Source organism: Micromonospora sp. ANENR4, from assembly GCF_015354395.1.
GTDB classification, from domain to species: Bacteria; Actinomycetota; Actinomycetes; order Mycobacteriales; family Micromonosporaceae; genus Micromonospora; species Micromonospora aurantiaca.
The window spans coordinates 106,118-123,223 of record NZ_JADKYQ010000002.1 but is presented as its reverse complement, the minus strand read 5'-3'; the positions used below and the strand labels follow the sequence as shown (position 1 = coordinate 123,223).

15 protein-coding genes are annotated in these 17,106 nt (G+C 74.9%); 5 read left to right on the top strand and 10 right to left on the bottom strand.

Translation table 11 applies throughout. The features are described from left to right. Positions 1-65: 65 nt before the first annotated feature. The 3 genes from IRY44_RS03780 to IRY44_RS03770 form a co-directional block, all read right to left on the bottom strand. Positions 66-830 carry an ABC transporter permease gene (locus tag IRY44_RS03780; protein WP_194799070.1) on the bottom strand — a complete coding sequence of 255 codons (765 nt, stop codon included), beginning with the start codon at positions 828-830 and terminating at the stop codon, positions 66-68. A gap of 23 nt (positions 831-853) precedes the next feature. Then, positions 854-1,831 (bottom strand): ATP-binding cassette domain-containing protein, encoded by a 978-nt coding sequence (locus IRY44_RS03775; protein WP_194799069.1) that lies wholly within the window; start codon positions 1,829-1,831, stop codon positions 854-856. Positions 1,832-1,916: 85 nt separating this feature from the next. Continuing rightward, positions 1,917-3,077, bottom strand: a complete 1,161-nt coding sequence (locus IRY44_RS03770; protein WP_194799068.1) for a glycosyltransferase — start codon at positions 3,075-3,077, stop codon at positions 1,917-1,919. Positions 3,078-3,148: 71 nt separating this feature from the next. On the opposite strand from IRY44_RS03770, the gene IRY44_RS03765 reads away from it, so the two are divergent. Both IRY44_RS03765 and IRY44_RS03760 read left to right on the top strand, forming a co-directional pair. Then, positions 3,149-4,087: a 3-oxoacyl-[acyl-carrier-protein] synthase III C-terminal domain-containing protein gene (locus IRY44_RS03765; protein WP_194799067.1), complete on the top strand. Its 939-nt coding sequence runs from the start codon at positions 3,149-3,151 to the stop codon at positions 4,085-4,087. A 15-nt stretch (positions 4,088-4,102) separates the two neighbouring features. After that, positions 4,103-5,095, top strand: coding sequence for a 2-hydroxy-acid oxidase (locus IRY44_RS03760; protein ID WP_194799066.1), 993 nt, complete (start codon positions 4,103-4,105; stop codon positions 5,093-5,095). Here the strand turns inward: IRY44_RS03760 and IRY44_RS03755 are convergent. The 6 genes from IRY44_RS03755 to IRY44_RS03730 all read right to left on the bottom strand — a co-directional run bounded on the left by IRY44_RS03755 (position 5,000) and on the right by IRY44_RS03730 (position 12,324). Then, positions 5,000-6,025, bottom strand: a complete 1,026-nt coding sequence (locus tag IRY44_RS03755; RefSeq protein WP_228531443.1) for a histidinol-phosphate transaminase — start codon at positions 6,023-6,025, stop codon at positions 5,000-5,002. The genes IRY44_RS03760 and IRY44_RS03755 overlap by 96 nt on opposite strands. After that, entirely contained in the window at positions 6,025-7,299 is a 1,275-nt protein-coding gene (locus IRY44_RS03750) for an NAD(P)/FAD-dependent oxidoreductase (protein WP_194799064.1), read from the bottom strand. Before IRY44_RS03750 ends, IRY44_RS03755 begins: the two co-directional genes overlap by 1 nt. Next, positions 7,296-8,996 carry a prenyltransferase/squalene oxidase repeat-containing protein gene (locus IRY44_RS03745; protein WP_194799063.1) on the bottom strand — a complete coding sequence of 567 codons (1,701 nt, stop codon included), beginning with the start codon at positions 8,994-8,996 and terminating at the stop codon, positions 7,296-7,298. Before IRY44_RS03745 ends, IRY44_RS03750 begins: the two co-directional genes overlap by 4 nt. Further along, positions 8,993-10,030, bottom strand: a complete 1,038-nt coding sequence (locus IRY44_RS03740; RefSeq protein WP_194799062.1) for a UbiA family prenyltransferase — start codon at positions 10,028-10,030, stop codon at positions 8,993-8,995. Before IRY44_RS03740 ends, IRY44_RS03745 begins: the two co-directional genes overlap by 4 nt. Beyond that, positions 10,027-11,046, bottom strand: a complete 1,020-nt coding sequence (locus IRY44_RS03735) for a polyprenyl synthetase family protein (protein WP_194799061.1) — start codon at positions 11,044-11,046, stop codon at positions 10,027-10,029. The genes IRY44_RS03740 and IRY44_RS03735 overlap by 4 nt, the downstream gene beginning before the upstream one ends. Positions 11,047-11,298: 252 nt before the next feature. Next, positions 11,299-12,324, bottom strand: coding sequence for a methyltransferase (locus IRY44_RS03730; RefSeq protein WP_194799060.1), 1,026 nt, complete (start codon positions 12,322-12,324; stop codon positions 11,299-11,301). Between the two features lie 161 nt (positions 12,325-12,485). Here IRY44_RS03730 and IRY44_RS03725 point away from each other — a divergent pair, with 161 nt between their 5' ends. After that, the gene (locus tag IRY44_RS03725) at positions 12,486-13,349 is read left to right on the top strand and encodes a TauD/TfdA family dioxygenase (RefSeq protein ID WP_194799059.1); all 864 of its coding nucleotides are present in this window, start codon (positions 12,486-12,488) and stop codon (positions 13,347-13,349) included. Positions 13,350-13,356: 7 nt separating this feature from the next. Here IRY44_RS03725 and IRY44_RS03720 read toward each other — a convergent pair whose 3' ends face one another. Next, positions 13,357-14,568 carry a cytochrome P450 gene (locus tag IRY44_RS03720; protein ID WP_194799058.1) on the bottom strand — a complete coding sequence of 404 codons (1,212 nt, stop codon included), beginning with the start codon at positions 14,566-14,568 and terminating at the stop codon, positions 13,357-13,359. 157 nt (positions 14,569-14,725) lie between these two features. Here IRY44_RS03720 and IRY44_RS03715 point away from each other — a divergent pair, with 157 nt between their 5' ends. Both IRY44_RS03715 and IRY44_RS03710 read left to right on the top strand, forming a co-directional pair. Beyond that, positions 14,726-15,889: a nucleotide disphospho-sugar-binding domain-containing protein gene (locus IRY44_RS03715; protein WP_194799057.1), complete on the top strand. Its 1,164-nt coding sequence runs from the start codon at positions 14,726-14,728 to the stop codon at positions 15,887-15,889. Between the two features lie 10 nt (positions 15,890-15,899). Beyond that, the gene (locus IRY44_RS03710; RefSeq protein ID WP_194799056.1) at positions 15,900-17,102 is read left to right on the top strand and encodes a cytochrome P450; all 1,203 of its coding nucleotides are present in this window, start codon (positions 15,900-15,902) and stop codon (positions 17,100-17,102) included. The last annotated feature ends 4 nt before the right edge of the window (positions 17,103-17,106 follow it).

Here is a 17,106-nt window from a genome sequence, read left to right as displayed (position 1 = left end):
CCGAGCGGGGACACGATCAGGCTAGAGCGCCCGCCACGCTGAGACAATGGTCGATGCACGGACGGTCAGGAGACCTCGCGGTTGAACAGGTGCGACGACCAGAACAGACTGGCGGCGGCCAGCCCGGACATGATGAGCGCGCCCTGCCACACCACGGCCTGGGTGATCTGGCCGGCGAACAGCGCGCGCATGCCGTCGGTGGCCCAGGCGAACGGGTTCCACACCGCGACCCGCTGGATCCACATCGGCGCCAGCACGAGCGGGATGAGCACGCCGGCGAGCAGCGACACCGGCTGGCCGACCGTGTTCACCAGCACGCCGAGGCTGTTCTCGTTGCGCACCAGCAGCGCGATGTCGTACGAGATCGACGTGCTGAGCAGCACCATCACCGACAGCAGCGCGTACGACACCAGCAGGTTCGCCAGGTGCACCCGCAGGCCGAACGGCAGCGCCACCAGCGTGACCACCACCGCCTGCACCACGTTGAGGCACACGTGCATCAGCGCCCGGCCCAGCAGCAGGCCGGTCCGGCTCACCGGCGTCACCCGGCACCTGTCGATGATGCCCGCGCGCAGCGCGCTGAGCAGCCCGTACCCGGCGAACAGGCCACCGAACAGGCCCATCGCCACGAACAGGCCGGGCACGTAGATCCGGTACGCGTCGGCGTACGACGCGGCGCCCCGGTCGACCATCACCACCTTGAGGAACGGTGCGAACAGGATCAGGTAGGTGATCGGCTGGGCCAGGCTGAACGCGACCATCACCGGGTTGCGCACCATCAGGCCGGCCTCCTGCTGGAAGATCAGCCAGGTGTCGCGGACGAGCTTCACGCCGTACTCCTCTCGGCGTCCGGTCACTCGGCGAGCGACCGGCCGGTCTTGGCCAGGAACACGTCGTCGAGGCTGGGTCGGCGGGCCTCGATCGCGCCGGGCTCGATGCCCCTGTCGTAGAGCGCCCGCATGATCTGCGGGATGGCGGTGGCGGCGCTGTCCACGTAGAGCCGCAGTGTGCCGTCGACCGGCTCGGCCGCGTGCACGTACGGCGCCTCGGCCAGCAGCTTCGTCGCGGCCGGCAGGTCGCCGCCGGTCTGGTCCGCGACGTCGGCGGTGGCGAAGTCGATGGCGACCACGTCGCCGGAGATCTCGCGTTTGAGCGCCGACGGGGTGCCCTCGGCCACGATCCGCCCGGCGTCGATGATCGAGACCCGGTCGCAGAGGCTGTCGGCCTCGTCCAGGTAGTGGGTGGTGAGGAAGATGGTCATGCCCTCCTCGCGCAGCCGCCGTACCTCCTGCCACATCCGGACCCGGCTGGGTGGGTCGAGCCCGGCGGTGGGCTCGTCCAGGAACATGACCTGCGGCGAGTGGATCACGCCGAGCGCCACGTCGAGGCGGCGGCGCTGCCCGCCCGAGTACGTCTTGATCTTGCGGTCGGCGAAGTCGTCGAGCTGGAACGCGCGGATCGCGCCGGCGGCCAGGTCCTGCGCCACCGACTTGGACAGCCCGTGCATGCGGGCCTGGAGCACCAGGTCACGCCGGGCGGTGGAGTCGTCGTAGGTGCCGCTGGCCTGCGCCACGAAGCCGATCCGCCGCCGGACCTGCGCGGGTGCGCGCAGCAGGTCGACCCCGGCGATGGTGGCCGCTCCCCCGCTGGGCCGGATCAGCGTGGCGAGCATCCGCAGCGTGGTGGACTTCCCGGCGCCGTTCGGGCCGAGGAACCCGACGATCTCGCCGCGCCGTACCGCGAAGTCGACACCGCGCACGGCGTCGACTGTGGTGGCGCCGCGCCCGCGTCCGACCCGGAAGGACTTGCGTAGGCCGGTGGCCTCGATCATCGAGCCTCCTCGTGCGGCAGGACGCCGGCGCGGGTGCGTCAGGTCAGGCTAGTTCCGCGCCGACGGTTGGACAACGGTCGATGCGTCAGGCGTCGGCAGCCGTGCGTGCCAACGCGGCGAGGTGCGCCGCCGCCGCCCGCGCGCCGCCGGCCGCCGCGAACGACTCACCGACCCGGCGCGCCCCGGCCCGGTACGCCGGTTCGTCGAGCACCGCGCTGAGCGCGGCGGTCAGCTCCGCCGGGGTCGCCGTGCCGAAGGAGACCGCCAGACCGGCTCCGGCCCGGCACACCTGACTAGCGACCGCCGGGTGGTCGTGCCGGATCGGCGCGACCACCACCGGCACGCCGTGGGCCAGCGCCTCGGACACCGTGCCCAGCCCGCCGTGGGACACCAGCGCGTCCAGTCGCGGCATCAGTTCCAGCACCGGCACCCGCGGCGCGACCAGCACGTGCGGCGGCGGGTCGGGCACCAGGCCGGGCCCGGCGGTGAGGATCACCTGGACCCGGCCGGCGAGCGGCGCGGTCGCCGCCGTCATCCGCCGGAAGAAGTCGGCGGCGAGATGCTCGGCCATCGTGCCGACGGTGACCAGCACGTGCCGGCGGCCGGGATCCCACGCCTCCCAGGCGAACGCCGGCGCGTTCGGCCGCCGTCCCAGTGCGGGCCCGGTGAGCACACAGCCCGGCGGCAGCGGCGCCGGGCCGGTCAGCGCCGCGGTGGTCAGCCCGATCACGAGGTACGGCGAGAAGCGCAGGTCGATCGTCTCGCCCACGGGGACGTCGGTCATCGCCCACACCCGGCGGATCTGGGCGCGCACCCAGTCGGTGAACTCGGGCATCTCCTCCGTGGGCGGCGTCAGCTCCAGCATGCCGACGCAGAACGTCGCCCACGGCAGCCCGCGGCGGTGCGCGGCGAGCGCACCGGCCAGCGCGTACTGGTCGGCCACCACCACGTCCGGCTCGTACCGCTCGACCGCCGCGTCGGCGGCGTCGCGGATGAATCGGTTCGCCGGCAGCACGTGCCCCTCCCAGAGGCTGCGCACCGAGGCCGCCCCGGACGCGCCGTCGGGCCGGTAGTAGCGCTTGCCGGTCGGGAACAGCACGGCATCCGGGCCGACCAGCGGGCGCAGGTCGCTGCGCGGCCCGACCCAGGCCACCTCGTGCCCGGCCACCTCCAGTTGCTGGGCGATGGCGACCGGGGCGTGCAGGTGGGACTCCACCGGCAGCACGACGAACAGAAAGCGAGCCACGTCGATATGATCGCACGCGCGTTGACATCCACCGGCGTCACTGATCTGATCCGTGTCGTGACGGTACGCGTATGACGGCGATCGACGCCGTCTCGGTGTTCCTGCCGCAGCGCCGGGTGCCGGTCGAGAGCCTGGCCGCGCCGCTGGGCCTGACCGACATGCAGGTCCGCCTGTTCGGCCGCTTCCACGGCCTGACCGAGGTCCGCCGCGATCCCGGGTTGTCCCTGACCGACCTGCTGCTGCGCGCGGCGGGCGGCCTCACCGCGCTGCCCGCGCTGCGGCAGCGGGTGCGGTTCGTGGTGTACGGGCGGGCGTTCCCGGTGGTCACCCCCTATCCGGTCAACCCGCTGCACGAGGTGTGCCGCACGCTCGGGCTGAGCCACGCGCTCGCGTTCACGCTCACCCAGCAGTCCTGCGCGAGCGCGCTCGCCGCGATCGACGTGGCCGGGCGGCTGCTCGCGTCCGAACCGGACACGCCGGACGGCCCGCCGCTGGCCCTGGTGCTCACCGGGGAGAAGGCGTTCACCCGCGACGCCCAGTTCATCCCGGAGACGTCGGTGTTCAGCGAGGGCTCGTCGGCCTGCCTGCTCAGCGCCGGTGGCGGCCGGGACCGGCTGCTCGCGTACGCCTGTCACCAGCGGGGCGAGTTCGACGTGGCCGGCGGCGAGTCCCCGGCGCGGTTCCAGCGGGCGTACCGGCCGGCGCTGGCCGAGGTGATCGGCCGGGCGCTGGACCGGGCCGGGACGGCGCTGTCCGAGCTGCGGCTGGTGCTGCCGCACAACGTGAACCTGATGACCTGGAAGCGGTTGTGCCGGCTGATCGGGCTGCCGCTGGACCGGGTGCTGCTGGACAACGTGACCGAGACCGGCCACGTGTTCTGCGCCGACGCGTTCGTCAACTACCGCACCGCCCGGCAACGCGACCTGCTCCGGCCGGGTGACCGGTACCTGGTCGCGGCGGTCGGTGCCGGGGACGGCGCGACGTTCGCCGCCATGGTGTTCGAGCACTGAGCGGCGGTGGTCACCGTGGAGAGCGGACTCCGCCTGCTGCGGGCCGCCCGTCAGACGGTCACCGGCCCGGCCGCGCTGCTCGGCGATCCGGTGCTGCGCGAGCGCAGCGCCGGCTACCTGAGGGACCTGGCCCGGCCGTACGGGCTGCGGGTGCCGGACGGCCTGTTCGACGCGCCGTCGGCGGCGCTCGGGCAGTCCTACGGGGAGATGGCCGCCGAACTGATCCCGGCGGTCGTGCCGCCGGACGAGCCGGTGGACCTGCTGGTGCTGGCGTTCGCCGTGCACGACGTGCTGCCCGGCCGGGCCACCGCGGCGTACCTCAGTCACGTGTGCCCTGGTACGCCGATGTCGTTCGCGCTCTGCGACCAGGGTTCGGCGGCGGCGTTCACCGGGCTGCGGATCGCCCGCGACTACGGCTGCCGCCGGGCCCTGCTGGTCACCGTCGAGCAGGCGGTCCTGCCGTACGACGCGGCGGTGCCCGTACCTGCCCGCCACCGGGCCGTGGCCATGCTCTACGGCACCGCGGCCGACGACAACGCCGACAGCGGGACCGGCGGCGGTCCGGAGCGGATCGGGCTCGGCGCCGGTGCGCGGCTGACCGGGCTTCGCCAGCACGCCGACGTCGGCCCCGGCGAGGTGGCGGCGCTCGCGGCGGCCGAGGTGCGCGAGCTGACGGCCGGGCGTACCGATGTCGCGGTCGTGCTCGGCGCTGAACTCGCGGCTGTGTGGCCCGGTCCCGGCGGCGGCGCGGTGACGACCGGTCCGGAGCGGCAGCCGTCCACCGGCCTCTGGTGGGCGCTGCTGGACCGTCTCGCCGGGGACGCGGCGCGGCCCCGGCCGGTGGTGGTGGTGGCCGACTACGAGCCCGGCCTGGGCTACCTGAGCGTGGCCGCGCTGGCGCCGGCGGGCCGGTCAGAGCCCGTCGGCGAGCGCGGCGCGGACGAACGCGCAGAGCCGCTCGTTCGCCTCCGGAGCGCCGACGGTGATCCGGACCCCGGCGCCCGGTAGCGCCATCACCAGGATGCCCGCCGCCCGGGCCCGCTCGGCGAACGGCACGGCCCGCTCCCCCAGCGGCAGCCACACGAAGTTGGCCTCGCTCGGCGCGACGGTGAGCCCGAGGCCGCGCAGCGCGCCGATCAGGCGGGTACGCGCCGCCACCAGGTCGGTGCACCGCCGGGTCAGTTCGGCGCCCACCTCCGGTGTCAGGCTCGCCACCGCGGCCGCCTGGGCCAGCGCGGAGGGAAAGAACACCGCACCGGTGAGCGCGGCGGCCCGGGTGAGCCGGGGCGGCACCACGGCGTACCCGACGCGCAGCGCGGCCAGGCCGTACGCCTTGGAGAACGTGCGCAGCACGCAGACGTTGTCGTACGCCCGGTACAGGTCCATCCCGTCCGGCGAGCGCGGATCGGTGACGAACTCGCGGTACGCCTCGTCCACGATCACCGGCACGTCGGCCGGGACGCGGTCCAGGAACGCCTCGACGTCGTCGCGGCGCAGCGCCGTACCGGTCGGGTTGTTGGGGTTGCACAGCAGCACGCACCGGGTCCGGTCGGTGACCGCGTCCGCCATCGCCGGCAGGTCGTGGTCGTACCCGCGCATCGGGACGGGCACGGCACGGGCGCCGGCGTTGCCGACGATCAGCGGGTAGCCCTCGAACGACAGGGCCGGGTGGACGACGTCCGGGCGCGGCCCGAGGGACTGCACGAGGTGCTGGCACAGCCCGGCCGAGCCGGGGCCGACGAGGATCGCCTCGGGGCCGACACCGAGCCGCGCCGACAGCGCCGCCACGAGCGCCGACGACGTGCGGTCCGGATAGCGCTGGAGCGTCGCGGCGGCGTCGGCGACCACCCGCCGGATCCCCGGCAGCGGCGGGTAGGGCGTCTCGTTCATGGACAGGTCGGCCGGGGGTTGCGTCCCGACGGCGGTGGCAGGCGTCATCATCGTTCACTTTCCGACGGGACCGGTGGGGACGGGGTGTGCGCGTGCCGGTCGGCCAGCAGCCCGAGCTGGTAGAGCCGGTCGACGGCGGACAGCGGCCGCACGTCGGTGCCGGAGAGGTTGCCGGCGGTGAGCCCGAGCAGCCGGGGGTTCGCGGCGGTGCGGCGCATCATCCGCGCGCCGAGCAGCCTCGGCAGCCCGGACACGGCGGTGATCATGCGGGAGGCGTTGTGGCTGACGGTGGCGACGTGGTCCAGCCGGGGCCGCCGCGCCGCCTCGAAGGCCCGCAGTGCCCGGTCCACGGCGGCCGGTTCCGGCGCGCCGCCCTCGGCGGCCAGGCAGGCGGCGAGCGTCTCGGCGTCACCGAGGGAGCTGTTGACGCCCTGCGCCGCCATCGGGTGCACCGCGTGGGCGGCCTCACCGGCGAGCGCGAGACCCGGTACGGCCAGTCGCGCGCTGCGCAGCCGGTAGACCGCGAGCAACTGGCGCCGGTGCAGGCTCGCGCGCACGGCCGGGCCCAGCGGACGGATCGCCGGCACGTCGGCGAGCAGCCGTCCGCACCACGCGTCGAGGTCCACGCGGCCCCGGAACTCGTCCGGTGTGACCTGCACATAGAGGCGGCACCGCCCGCCCGGCAGCGGGTAGACCAGGCAGAGTCCCCGGGCGGTGCGGTAGGCGGACACCTCGTCGGCCACCTCGGCGCCGTCCACGTCGAACGCGACCAGGCCGTGCGGGTACTCCCGGCGTTCCACGCCGATCCCGGCCGCGCGGCGCAGCGGCGAGGACATGCCGTCGGCCGCGACCACCAGCGGCGCCGCGACGTCCCGCTCGGCGCCGTCCGCGACGACCCGGACGCCGTCGATCCGCCCGCCGCTGTCGCGCCGGACGCCTGTCACCCGCACGCCCCACCGGACCTCCACCGTGGCGGGGAGCCGGCCGGCCAGCACCGCGCGCAGGTCGCCGTAGTCGGCGCAGAGGATCTGCCGGTACGCCCCGGGCAGGCCGGCGTAGTCCAGGCAGAGCAGCGGCTCGCCGTACGCGTCGCGGATGGCCAGCCGCCCGACCGGGCGCGCGCCGGTGGCCCGCAGAGCGCCCAGCGCGCCCCAGGAGTCGAGGATGCGTACCGTCTCGGGCTGGAGGATCTCGCCCTTGGCGATCGACGCCGGAGCGCGCTGCCGGTCGAGCACGAGCACCCGCAGGCCGAGCGCGCCGAGCGCGTGGGCGCAGGCCAGCCCGCCGGCGCCGGCACCGGCCACCACCACGTCGGCGCTCATCGGGCCACCGCGCCCGGTGCGGCGCCGGACGGCGCGGCGGCGGCCCGGCGGTACTCGCCGAGCGTCCGCAGCGCGAGCGCCTGGGTGATCACCGCGTTCGGGTACCGCATGTGGTGCCGGATGTAGTTGCAGACCCGGGCGGCGGGCCAGGCGCCGTCCGGTCCGGCGGCGGCCACCAGCCAGGCGACGCCCCGGTCCACCGCCCCGGCGGCGTCCGGGTCGCCGGTCGCGAGCAGGCCCTGCACCGCCCAGGACGTCTCCTCGACGGTGCCGCCGGTACCGTCGCCCGGGCCCCACGAGCCGTCGGGCAGCTGGGTGTCCCGCAACCACCGGGCCGCGCGGCGCACCACGTCGTGCCGGGCGTGCCCGACCCGGGACAGCGCGGCGACCACCACGGCGGTGCCGGAGGTGTGGTCGCGGTACCAGAGGTTCTCGAACGTGCCGTCGGGCGCGGCCCGGGTCAGCAGCCAGGCCGCCGCGCGGGCGATCGCCGGGTGGTCGTCCGGATGCCCGGCGTCGTGCAGCGCGAGGATCGCCTGGCTGGTGATGGCCGGGCAGGGTCCGTCGTTGGCGAGCCGGGTGTCGCGGACCCACAGGCTCCACGAGCCGCGGCTGTCCTGCCGGCCGACGAGCCACGCCAGGCCCTGACGCAGCACCGGGTCGGCGCCGGCGCCGGGGAGTCCGGCGAGCGCGGAGAGGATCTCGGCGGACTCCAGCGTGACCGGCCAGCCCCGGGCGTTCGAGTAGCTCCACCCGCCCGGCGGCACGTCCAGGACCTCGAACGCCTCCGTCTTGCGGGCGGCGTGCAGGAACTGCCGGGTGGCGTGCAGCTGGGGGTCGTCGGCGTAGCCGGCCGCGATCAGCCCGGTCGCCGCGTACCCGGTACGGGTGAGGTCCAGATTGGTGACCGCGTCCCAGGAGCCGTCGGGGCGTACCGCGCGGCGCAGCCAGCCGACGACGGCGCGGGCGATGTCGGGGGCCTCGCCGCTGCGGGCCAGGCCGAGCAGGACGAGCGCGGCCGGCCACGGGTCCTCGCTGAGCGCGCCGGTGCGGCCCTCGTGGTCGTGGATGGACCGCAGCAGCCGTACCGCCGCCGGACGGGCGCGGCGCAGCGTGGCCCGGCGCAGCCGACCCGCGGGCAGCATGCCGGCCTGCATCAGGGCGAGCCCGACGAACGGCGCGGTACGGAACGACAGGCGCTGCCGGCGCACCCGGTCGAACAGCACGATCTCCAGCGGCAGCCGGCGCAGCGGGCCGGCCTCGGCGGTCATCCCGGCCATCGTGAGCAGTTGCCGGCACAGCAGCGAGATGGCCGGGTCGGTGATGGTGTCGACGCCGCCGAGCGCGGCCAGCCGGGCCCGGCCCGCCGCGATCGCGTCGGCGCTGTCCGCCGGTGCGCTCAGCGCCAGCGCGGCGACCGCCACGGCGGTGGGTACGACGGCGGTGCCGGCGCCCACCACGCCACCCCAGCCGCCGTCGTCGTGCTGCGCGCGGCGCAGCCAGGCGGTTCCGGCGTCGACCAGGTCGGCGCAGCCGGACGGGTCGGCGGCGTGCACGGCGGCTACCGCGCCGGCGGTGCCGAGCACCGAGGCGGGCGGGTCGTCGCCGAAGGCGCCGTCGGGGCGGCGGCGGCGGAACAGCGCCTCGGCGCCGTCGGTGAGGGCCTTCCCGACGGCCTCGGCGGTCACAGCGGTCATGGCGCGTCCTCCAGCGGCAGTCGACTGCGGGTGGCGAGGGTCAGGCCCGCCACCGGCGGGCCGAGTTCGTGTCGGACGCGCATGCCGCGCTGCGCCAGCCAGGTCAGCAGCACCATCGGCAACGCGAGCGCGAGCTGCACGGCGACGCCGAGGCCGAGCCCGACCGCCGCCGAGGCCAGCACGACCCGCTCGACGACCAGGACCGAGTGGGCGCGCAGCGCCACCAGGACGGGCATCCCGTCGCGGCGCGCCACCAGCGGGGCCAGCGCGACGACGCCGGTGGCCAGGACGACGAGCACAGTCGCCAGGTACGACATCCGCGTGCCCGTGCCGGCCAGCAGTCCGGCGGTCACCGCGGCGCCGATCGTGACGGCGTAGAGCGCCACCACGGTCCGCACGGCCACCGGCACGCCCCGGCCCACCGGCAGCGTCCGGTAGCCGCCGGCACGATCGCCGTCGATGTCGCGCAGCGCGCCGACCAGGTTGGACATGGCGTCGTGCGACCAGAACGCGACGACGAGCGCGAGCAGCACCGGCACCGCCCAGGCACGGTCCGGCGCGATCCCGGCGGCGAGCGCGCCGTAGCCGAGCGCGACCGCGCCGAGCGCGCCGCGGACCAGGTTGCCGGCGATCCCCCGGGCCTTGAACCACCTGCTGTACGCCACGATGCCGCACCCGGCAAGCAGCGCCGCCAGCGTGGTGCCCCATCCGTCCAGCACGGCGAGGACGCCGAGCGCGGCGAAGCAGGCGCTGCCGCACCACAGGGCCGTGCCCGCGCGCAGCCGGCTGGACGGGATCGGCCGGTGCGGTTTGCTGCCGGCGTCGAGATCCCGGTCGAAGTAGTCGCCGAGGTAGTGGCCGCCGAGCCAGCCGGCGGTGGGCGCGGCCCAGGCCGACAGCAGCAGCCACGGGTCGTGCCGGCCACCGGCCACTGCGGCGCCGGCGAGGCCGACCAGTCCGACGTACCAGAGGGTGTAGGGCCGCCAGGTCTCCACGTGAGCCCGCAGTGCTCGCACGGCACCGGCCGTGCTCACGCCATCTCGCTCGTCATCCAGGCCGCGATGCCGGTGAGCACGTCCGCGCTCGCGGACGGGGTGAGCGCTGCGAGTTCGGCGCGGGCCCGCTCGGCGTGCTCCACCATCCGCCGCCGGGCGCCGGCGACCGCGCCCACGTCGTCGAGCAGGGCGGTGACCCACTCGACGTCGCCGGGGCCGGCGCCGCGGCGGTGCAGCACCGCCAGCAGCTCCACCCGTGCGGTGTCGCCGATCGCGTCGTACGCCAGCAGCAGCGGCAGCGTGGGCCGGCCGTTGTTGAGGTCGCTCGTCGCCGGTTTGCCGGTCTGCTCCGGGGTGGACAGGTAGGACAGCAGGTCGTCGCGGATCTGGAACGCGGTGCCGAGGTGCTCGCCGTAACGGGCCAGTGCGGCGGAGAGCAGCGGGTCGGCGCCGCCGAGCAGCGCGCCGATGTGGCACACGGCGCGGAACAGCGAGCCGGTCTTGAGCCGGATCATCTCCGGATACCAGCGGGCGCCCGCGTCCAGGTCGCCGACGAGCCGCGCCTCCAGCGCCTGGCCCCGGCACAGGTCCTGGCCGGCCTCGGCGAGCGCGGTGACGGCGGCGACGACCGAGGCCGCGGGGACCGCCCGGCCGCTCTCCACGATCGCCTGGAAGGCGTGGAAGATGAGGTGGTCGCCGGCCACGATGGCGCCGGGGATGCCGTACGCGACAGGGACCGCCGGGCGGCCGCGGCGCAGCGTGTCGGCGTCGATGATGTCGTCGTGCACGAGCGTCGCGACGTGCAGGTACTCGGTGCCGAGCGCGGCGGCGAGGACGTCCCGTGGCGATCCACCCACCGCCTCGGCGGCGTGCAGCGTCATCATCGGGCGGAGCATCTTTCCCGCCGGCAGCAGCGCGTAGCGGACGATCGCGTCGAGCTGGTCGGGCGTCTCCGGCCACCGCCGGCCGAGTTCGGCGCGCAGCAGCCGCCCCGATTCGCTACGGGCCAGGTCGTCGATGAAGGGCGGATATCGCGTGGAGCCAGCAACCGTCATGACGCGTCGACCCTTTCGCCAGGGATCGGCTAGTCGCCACGCGAGACGTTACCGGTAGGCCCTCCCCGGAACAACCATTGATAAATGCGCATGGACATGGGTGGCCACAAATGTCGTGACAGCATTCTTCAGCACATTGACCGAAGCACCGAGAAATCCACCGTTTGACCCACGGCCGCCATGTCGATGCATATACGTCAATGTTCGGGCGCACGGGGCGGCACCAGACAGGTACCACCCGCTCCGCCCGGGTCAGGCGCCGGCGGCGAACTCCATGAGCGTCAGCCCGTCGGTGCCGTGGTAGGTGCGCCGGGGCGTCAGACCCGCGGCGGCGGCCAGCGCGGTGAACTCGGGCACCCCGCGCTCCCGGCCGCCGACGAGCACCAGCATCCGCAGGTCGTACGGCGACAAGTGCGGCACGTGCGGCATCGTCGGCAGCACCTCGATGACGAGCACCCGGCCGGTGGTCCCGGCCGCCTCGGCGCAGCGCCGCAGGATCGCGGTGGCGTGGGCGTCGCTCCAGTCGGTGAGCGCGCGGGAGACCACGTACACGTCGGCACCGGGCGGCAGCGGGGCGAAGAAGTCCCCGACCACGGTCTCGGCCCGGTCGGCCAGCCCGCACGCGGCGAACGTCGCGGCGGCGGTGGCCACCGGCTCGTCGCGGTCGACGAGGGTGCCGCGCAGGTGCGGATGGGCGCCCAGCACCTCCCGCAGCAGCCCGCCCGCGCCGCCGGCCACGTCGACCACGTGGCCGGCCTCGTGCCAGGGGTAGAGCGCGGCGACCTCCGGCGCGGTGAACCGCTGCTGGCTGAGCATCAGCGCGTCGAAGTAGGCCCGGTGGTCCGGGTGGGCGTCGAGGTCGGCCCAGAAGTCGCGCCCGTGCACCTCCCGGTAGCCGGGCCCGCCGGTGCGGATCGCGTGCGGCAGGCCCGTCCAGGCCAGGTCCATCCGCGCGCCGAGCCCGGCGAGGTCCAGGTAGGCGCCGTGGCCGCCGCCGTCGCGGTCGCAGAGCAGCTCGCCGACGTCGGTCAGGCCGAACACGTCCGGCGACACCTCGACGAACACGCCCCGGTGCACGAGGTAGCGCAGCAGGCGGCCCAGCGCGGCGGCGTCCGCCCCGCAGGCGTCGGCCAGCTCGCCCAGACCGGTGACGCCCGCGGCGATCCGGTCCGGCACGCGCAGCGTCACCGCCGTGCGGACCGCGAACGGGGTGGCCAGGTCGGTGAGCCGGTCGAGCCGCTCCCGCGCGTCACCCTCGATCCGGGCATCGATCGACACCGGCGCCTCCTCCCGCGTCGCGGGCCGGCACCGCCGCCCCCGCCGGTGCGCATGCTTCCAGGCGTACGGCGGGTGAGTCAACGACGACGGCTGGTGAGGACATTCATGGACGTGGAACAATTCGCGGGCCAGCGCAGGCGCGCAGACCGGAGGGATCATCGATGACCACATCCATCGCGGCCGAGGTCCGGCTCGTCTCCGGCGCGCTGGGCGCCGAGGTCCACGGCATCGACCTGAACACGCTCACCGACGAGGGCTTCGCGCTGATCCACGACCTGCTGCTCAAGCACCAGGTGGTCTTCCTCGCCGGCCAGACCGGGCTGACGCCGCAGGCGCACGTCGCGTTCGGCCGCCGCTTCGGCGAGGTGGAGCTGCACCCGTACCTGCCCCGGCTGGACGGGCACCCGGAGATCGTCGTCATCGACTCCGCCGACGGCGGCAAGGTCGACGTCTGGCACACCGACATGACGTTCCACCAGAGCCCGCCGATCGCCTCGATCCTGCACCTGATCCAGCTGCCCGAGGTCGGCGGCGACACCATGTGGACCAACCAGTACCGGGTCTACGAGGCGCTCTCCGCGCCGATGCGGGACCTGCTCGACGGGCTGACCGCCATCCACGTCATCCGGATCGGCACCGAGTTCACCAGCCGCGCCGAACACCCGGTGGTCCGGGTGCACCCGGAGACCGGGCGCCGCTCGCTGTACGTCAACCGGTTGTTCACGTCGCACATCCCGCAGCTGACCCGCAACGAGAGCGACGCGCTGCTGGAGCACCTGTTCACCTTCTCCGAGAGTCCCCAGTTCACCTGCCGCTACCGGTGGCGGACCGGAGACGTCGCGGTGTGGGACAACCGGGTCACCCAGCACTACGCCGTGAACGACTACGACGGGCTGCGGCGCGGGCAGCGGATCACCGTGCTCGGCGACCACCCGACCGGCGACGAGCCCCGGTGGGAGCACTACGTCCCGGCGCCGGGCGAGCGCTACTGGCCGGGCCGGGTCAACGCGGTGGAGAGCTACTGACCGGCGGTCACCAGGTGACCGGAAAGGAGGCGATGCCGCCGTTCATCCGGTCGTGCCGCCACGGGATCTCCGCCAGCGGCACGGCCGGCGACAGCGCCGGCATCCGGGTCAGCAGCGCCCCGAGCGACAGCTCCACCTGCATCCGGCCCAGCGCCGTGCCGAGGCAGAAGTGCGGCCCGAAGCCGAAGGTCAGGTGCGGTACGCCGGGCCGGCGGTCGATGTCGAAGACGTTCGGCTCGGGGAAGAACCGGGGGTCGCGGTTGCCGGCCCACGGGATCGCCATCACGCAGTCGCCGGCCCGCATCCCGACCCCGCCGAGGACCAGGTCCGCACGGACCACCTGCACCCGGAACATGGCGCTCACCGACGTGTAGCGCAGGATCTCGTCGGTGGCCGTGGCGAGCTTGCCCGGCGCGGCGCGCAGCTTCGCCAGCTGCGCCGGGTGCTGGAACAACGCGCGCAGGCCCGCGCTCGTCGAATTGATCTCCAGCCCGCCCAGCAGCACGCCCATGGCCAGCTCGACCAGTTCGGCGTCGACCAGCTCGTGCGCGCCGCCGCCGCGGACCCAGGCCGAGAGCAGGTCGTCGCCGGGCTCGGCCCGCTTGCGCGTCAGCTGCCCGGCCAGGTAGTCCCGCAGCTCGGCCTGCGCGGTCGCGGCGGCGGCCGAGCCGTACGCGGTGACCGAGTTCAGCCCCTCGATCCAGGCGTAGAACCGGGGCCGGTCGGCGGCCGGGACGCCGAGTACGTCGCACACCACGAGCACCGGCAGCGGCGCCACCAGTGCGGCCACCACGTCGGCCGGGCGCGGACCGGCGAGCATGGCGTCGACCAGCTCGTCCACCAGCCGCTGCACGCGGGGCCGGAACGTCCCGATGCGCCGGGCGGTGAACGCGCGGCCGGCCACCCGCCGCACCACGGCGTGCGCCGGGCCGTCCATGTTCAGCTCCCGGGGACCGCCGCCGTCCGGTGTCGCCGTCGCGCCCAGCGGCAGCCGGGAGAAACGGGGGTCAGCCAGGACGGTGCAGCAGTCCTCGTAGCCGAGCACGAGCCAGGCCGCCCGCCCGTCGGGCAGCCGAACCCGGCTGACCGGCTCGGCGACGACCATCTCCAGCAGCTCGGCGGGAAGGTCACCGGTGAACGGTTCGAACGGATAGGAACGCAGCCCGGAATTGACTGTCACCGGGCCACCGGGCGGCTGATCGCGGTCCACCTCGGACATCGGCTAAGAGTCCAGCATCGGTTAGTCCGGCGTCAATATCCGCCGCGTGCGTCCGCAGCCTTCCGCGTACCGGCGTCGATCCCCTAGCATCGGTTCTCCAGGGCTGCCGTTTCGCCGCGCGGATTGGTGGGTTTTGACTGCGCCGCTGCGAATTCTGATGTCGACGTGGGGCTGGCGGTCGCATTTCTACAGCCTGGTCCCGCTCGGCTGGGCGTTGCAGGCCGCCGGTCACGAGGTACGGGTGGCGAGTCATCCGTCGATGGCCGCCACGATCAGCGCGGCCGGGCTCGCCGCCGTACCGCTGGGCGCGGACGTCGACTTCGCCGAGGCGTTCGCCGGCCGGATCGGCGCGGTGGCCCCGCTCGCCGGTTCCGCGCCGGCCGGCGCCGTCGAGCCGGCGATCACCGCCGACGGCGGGGTGGTCCGGTTCGCCGACGCCGTCCTCGACGACCTGGTCTCCTACGGCCGGTCCTGGCGGCCGGACCTGGTCCTCTGGGAGCCGTTCAACCTGGCCGCGCCGGTGGCCGCCGCCGCGCTGGGCGTGCCGGGCGTGCTGAACCTGTGGGGGCCGGACTCCTCGACCACGCTGCGCCTGGACCCGGACGAGGTGGTCGGGCCGCTGGCCGCCCGGTTCGGGCTGCGCGCCGCTGACGTACCGCTGGACGGCGTCCTGACGCTCGACCCGGTGCCGCCGCCGATGCAGGTGCCGATGCGGCGTCCCGGCCGTCCGGTGCGATTCGTGCCGTACAACGGCCCGGCCGTGGTGCCGGACTGGCTGCGCCGCCCGGCGGAGCGGCCCCGGGTGTGCGTCACGGCGGGCACCATGATGGCCGGCGCCGGGTTGCACGACCGGCTCGACCTGGGCGGGGTGATCCGTGCGGTGACCGGGCTCGACGTGGAGGTCGTCGTGGTGGTCGAACCGCGCCAGCACGAAGGGCTGGGCCCGCTGCCGGCCCGGGTCCGCCTGGTCGACGGGCCGCTGGCGGTCCGCCTGGTGCTGCCCACCTGCGCCGCTCTCGTGCAGCAGGGCGGGGCCGGCACCACCATGACCGCGCTCGCGTACGGCGTGCCGCAGCTCGTCCTGCCCCGGGTCAGCGACCAGCACTTCAACGCCGGGCGGCTGGCGGTCACCGGCGCCGGCACGTGGCTGGCGGGCGAGCAGGCCACCGCCGACGCGGTCCGGGACCACGTCGCCGGCCTGGTCGGCGACGGGCCCCGGCGGCGGGCCGCGGCGCTGATGCGTGACCGGGTCCGCGCCATGCCCGCCCCCGCCGGCCTGGTGCCGACGCTCGCCGCCCTGGCCCGGGGCGGCCCGATCTGAGGAGTCGCAGATGACGCAGGACCCACCCGCCATCCCGTACCCGCTCGCGCCGGCTCCGACGATCTACCACCCGTCGCCGGACTACACCCGGATGCGCGAGTCGTGCCCGGTGGCCCGGGTCGAGCTGCCCGACGGGGCGTGCGCGTACCTGGCCACCCGGCACGCCGACGTGCGCCGGGTCTTCACCGACCAGCGGTTCAGCCGGGCCGCCGCGGCCGGCCCGAACCGCCCGACCCGGGAACTCGGCTCGCTCGCCGAGGACTCGCTGATCGGGATGGACCCGCCGCGGCACACCACGATGCGCCGCGCCGTCTCGCACGCGTTCACCGTCCGCCGGGTGGAGGAGCTGCGCCCGACGGTCGCGGCGCTGGTCGACCGGATGATCGACGACCTGGAGGCGGCCGGGCCGCCGGCCGACCTGATCACGCACGTCTCCGGTCCCCTGCCGATCTCCGTGATCAGCACGCTGTTCGGCATCCCGGAGCGGGACCGGGAGCGGGTACGCCGGTGGTCGGACGCGCTCGTCGGCGACTGGGACGCCGACCCGGACGCGCCGCGGGCGGCGCTGGAGGCGTTCCGCGAGCTGATCGACCTGCGGCGGCGCGAGCCCGGCGACGACCTGATGAGCGCGCTCATCAAGGTCTGGGACGACCACGACGACCTGACCGAACGGGAGCTGGTGTCGGTCACCGCCGGAATCTTCGTGGGCGGGCACGAGACCACCACCAACCAGCTCAACCTGTTCCTGCTGGTGCTGGCCCGTCATCCCGAGCAGCTCGCCGGGCTGCGCGGCGACGATCCGGTGGCGGTGGCCCGGGCGGTCGAGGAGCTGTCCCGCTTCATCCAGCTCGGCGACAACGGGGTGCTGCTGCCCCGGGTCACGACCGAGGAGGTGGAGCTGGGCGGCGTACGCCTGCCGGCCGGCGCCGCGGTGCTGCCGGCGATCGCGTCGGCCAACCGGGACGCCACTGTGTTCCCGGGCGCGGACACGCTCGACCTGGGCCGCGTGCACAATCCGCACCTGGCGTTCGGCGCCGGCCCGCACCACTGCCTGGGCGCGGCGCTGGCCCGGATGGAGTTGCAGGAGGCGCTGGGCGCGCTGCTGCGAAGGCTGCCAGGGCTGCGGCTCGCCGTCGACGAGGCGGAGCTGCGGTTCCGGCCGGGGCTGGTGGTGCGCAGCCTGGAGTCGCTGCCGGTGACCTGGGACGCGTGACCGG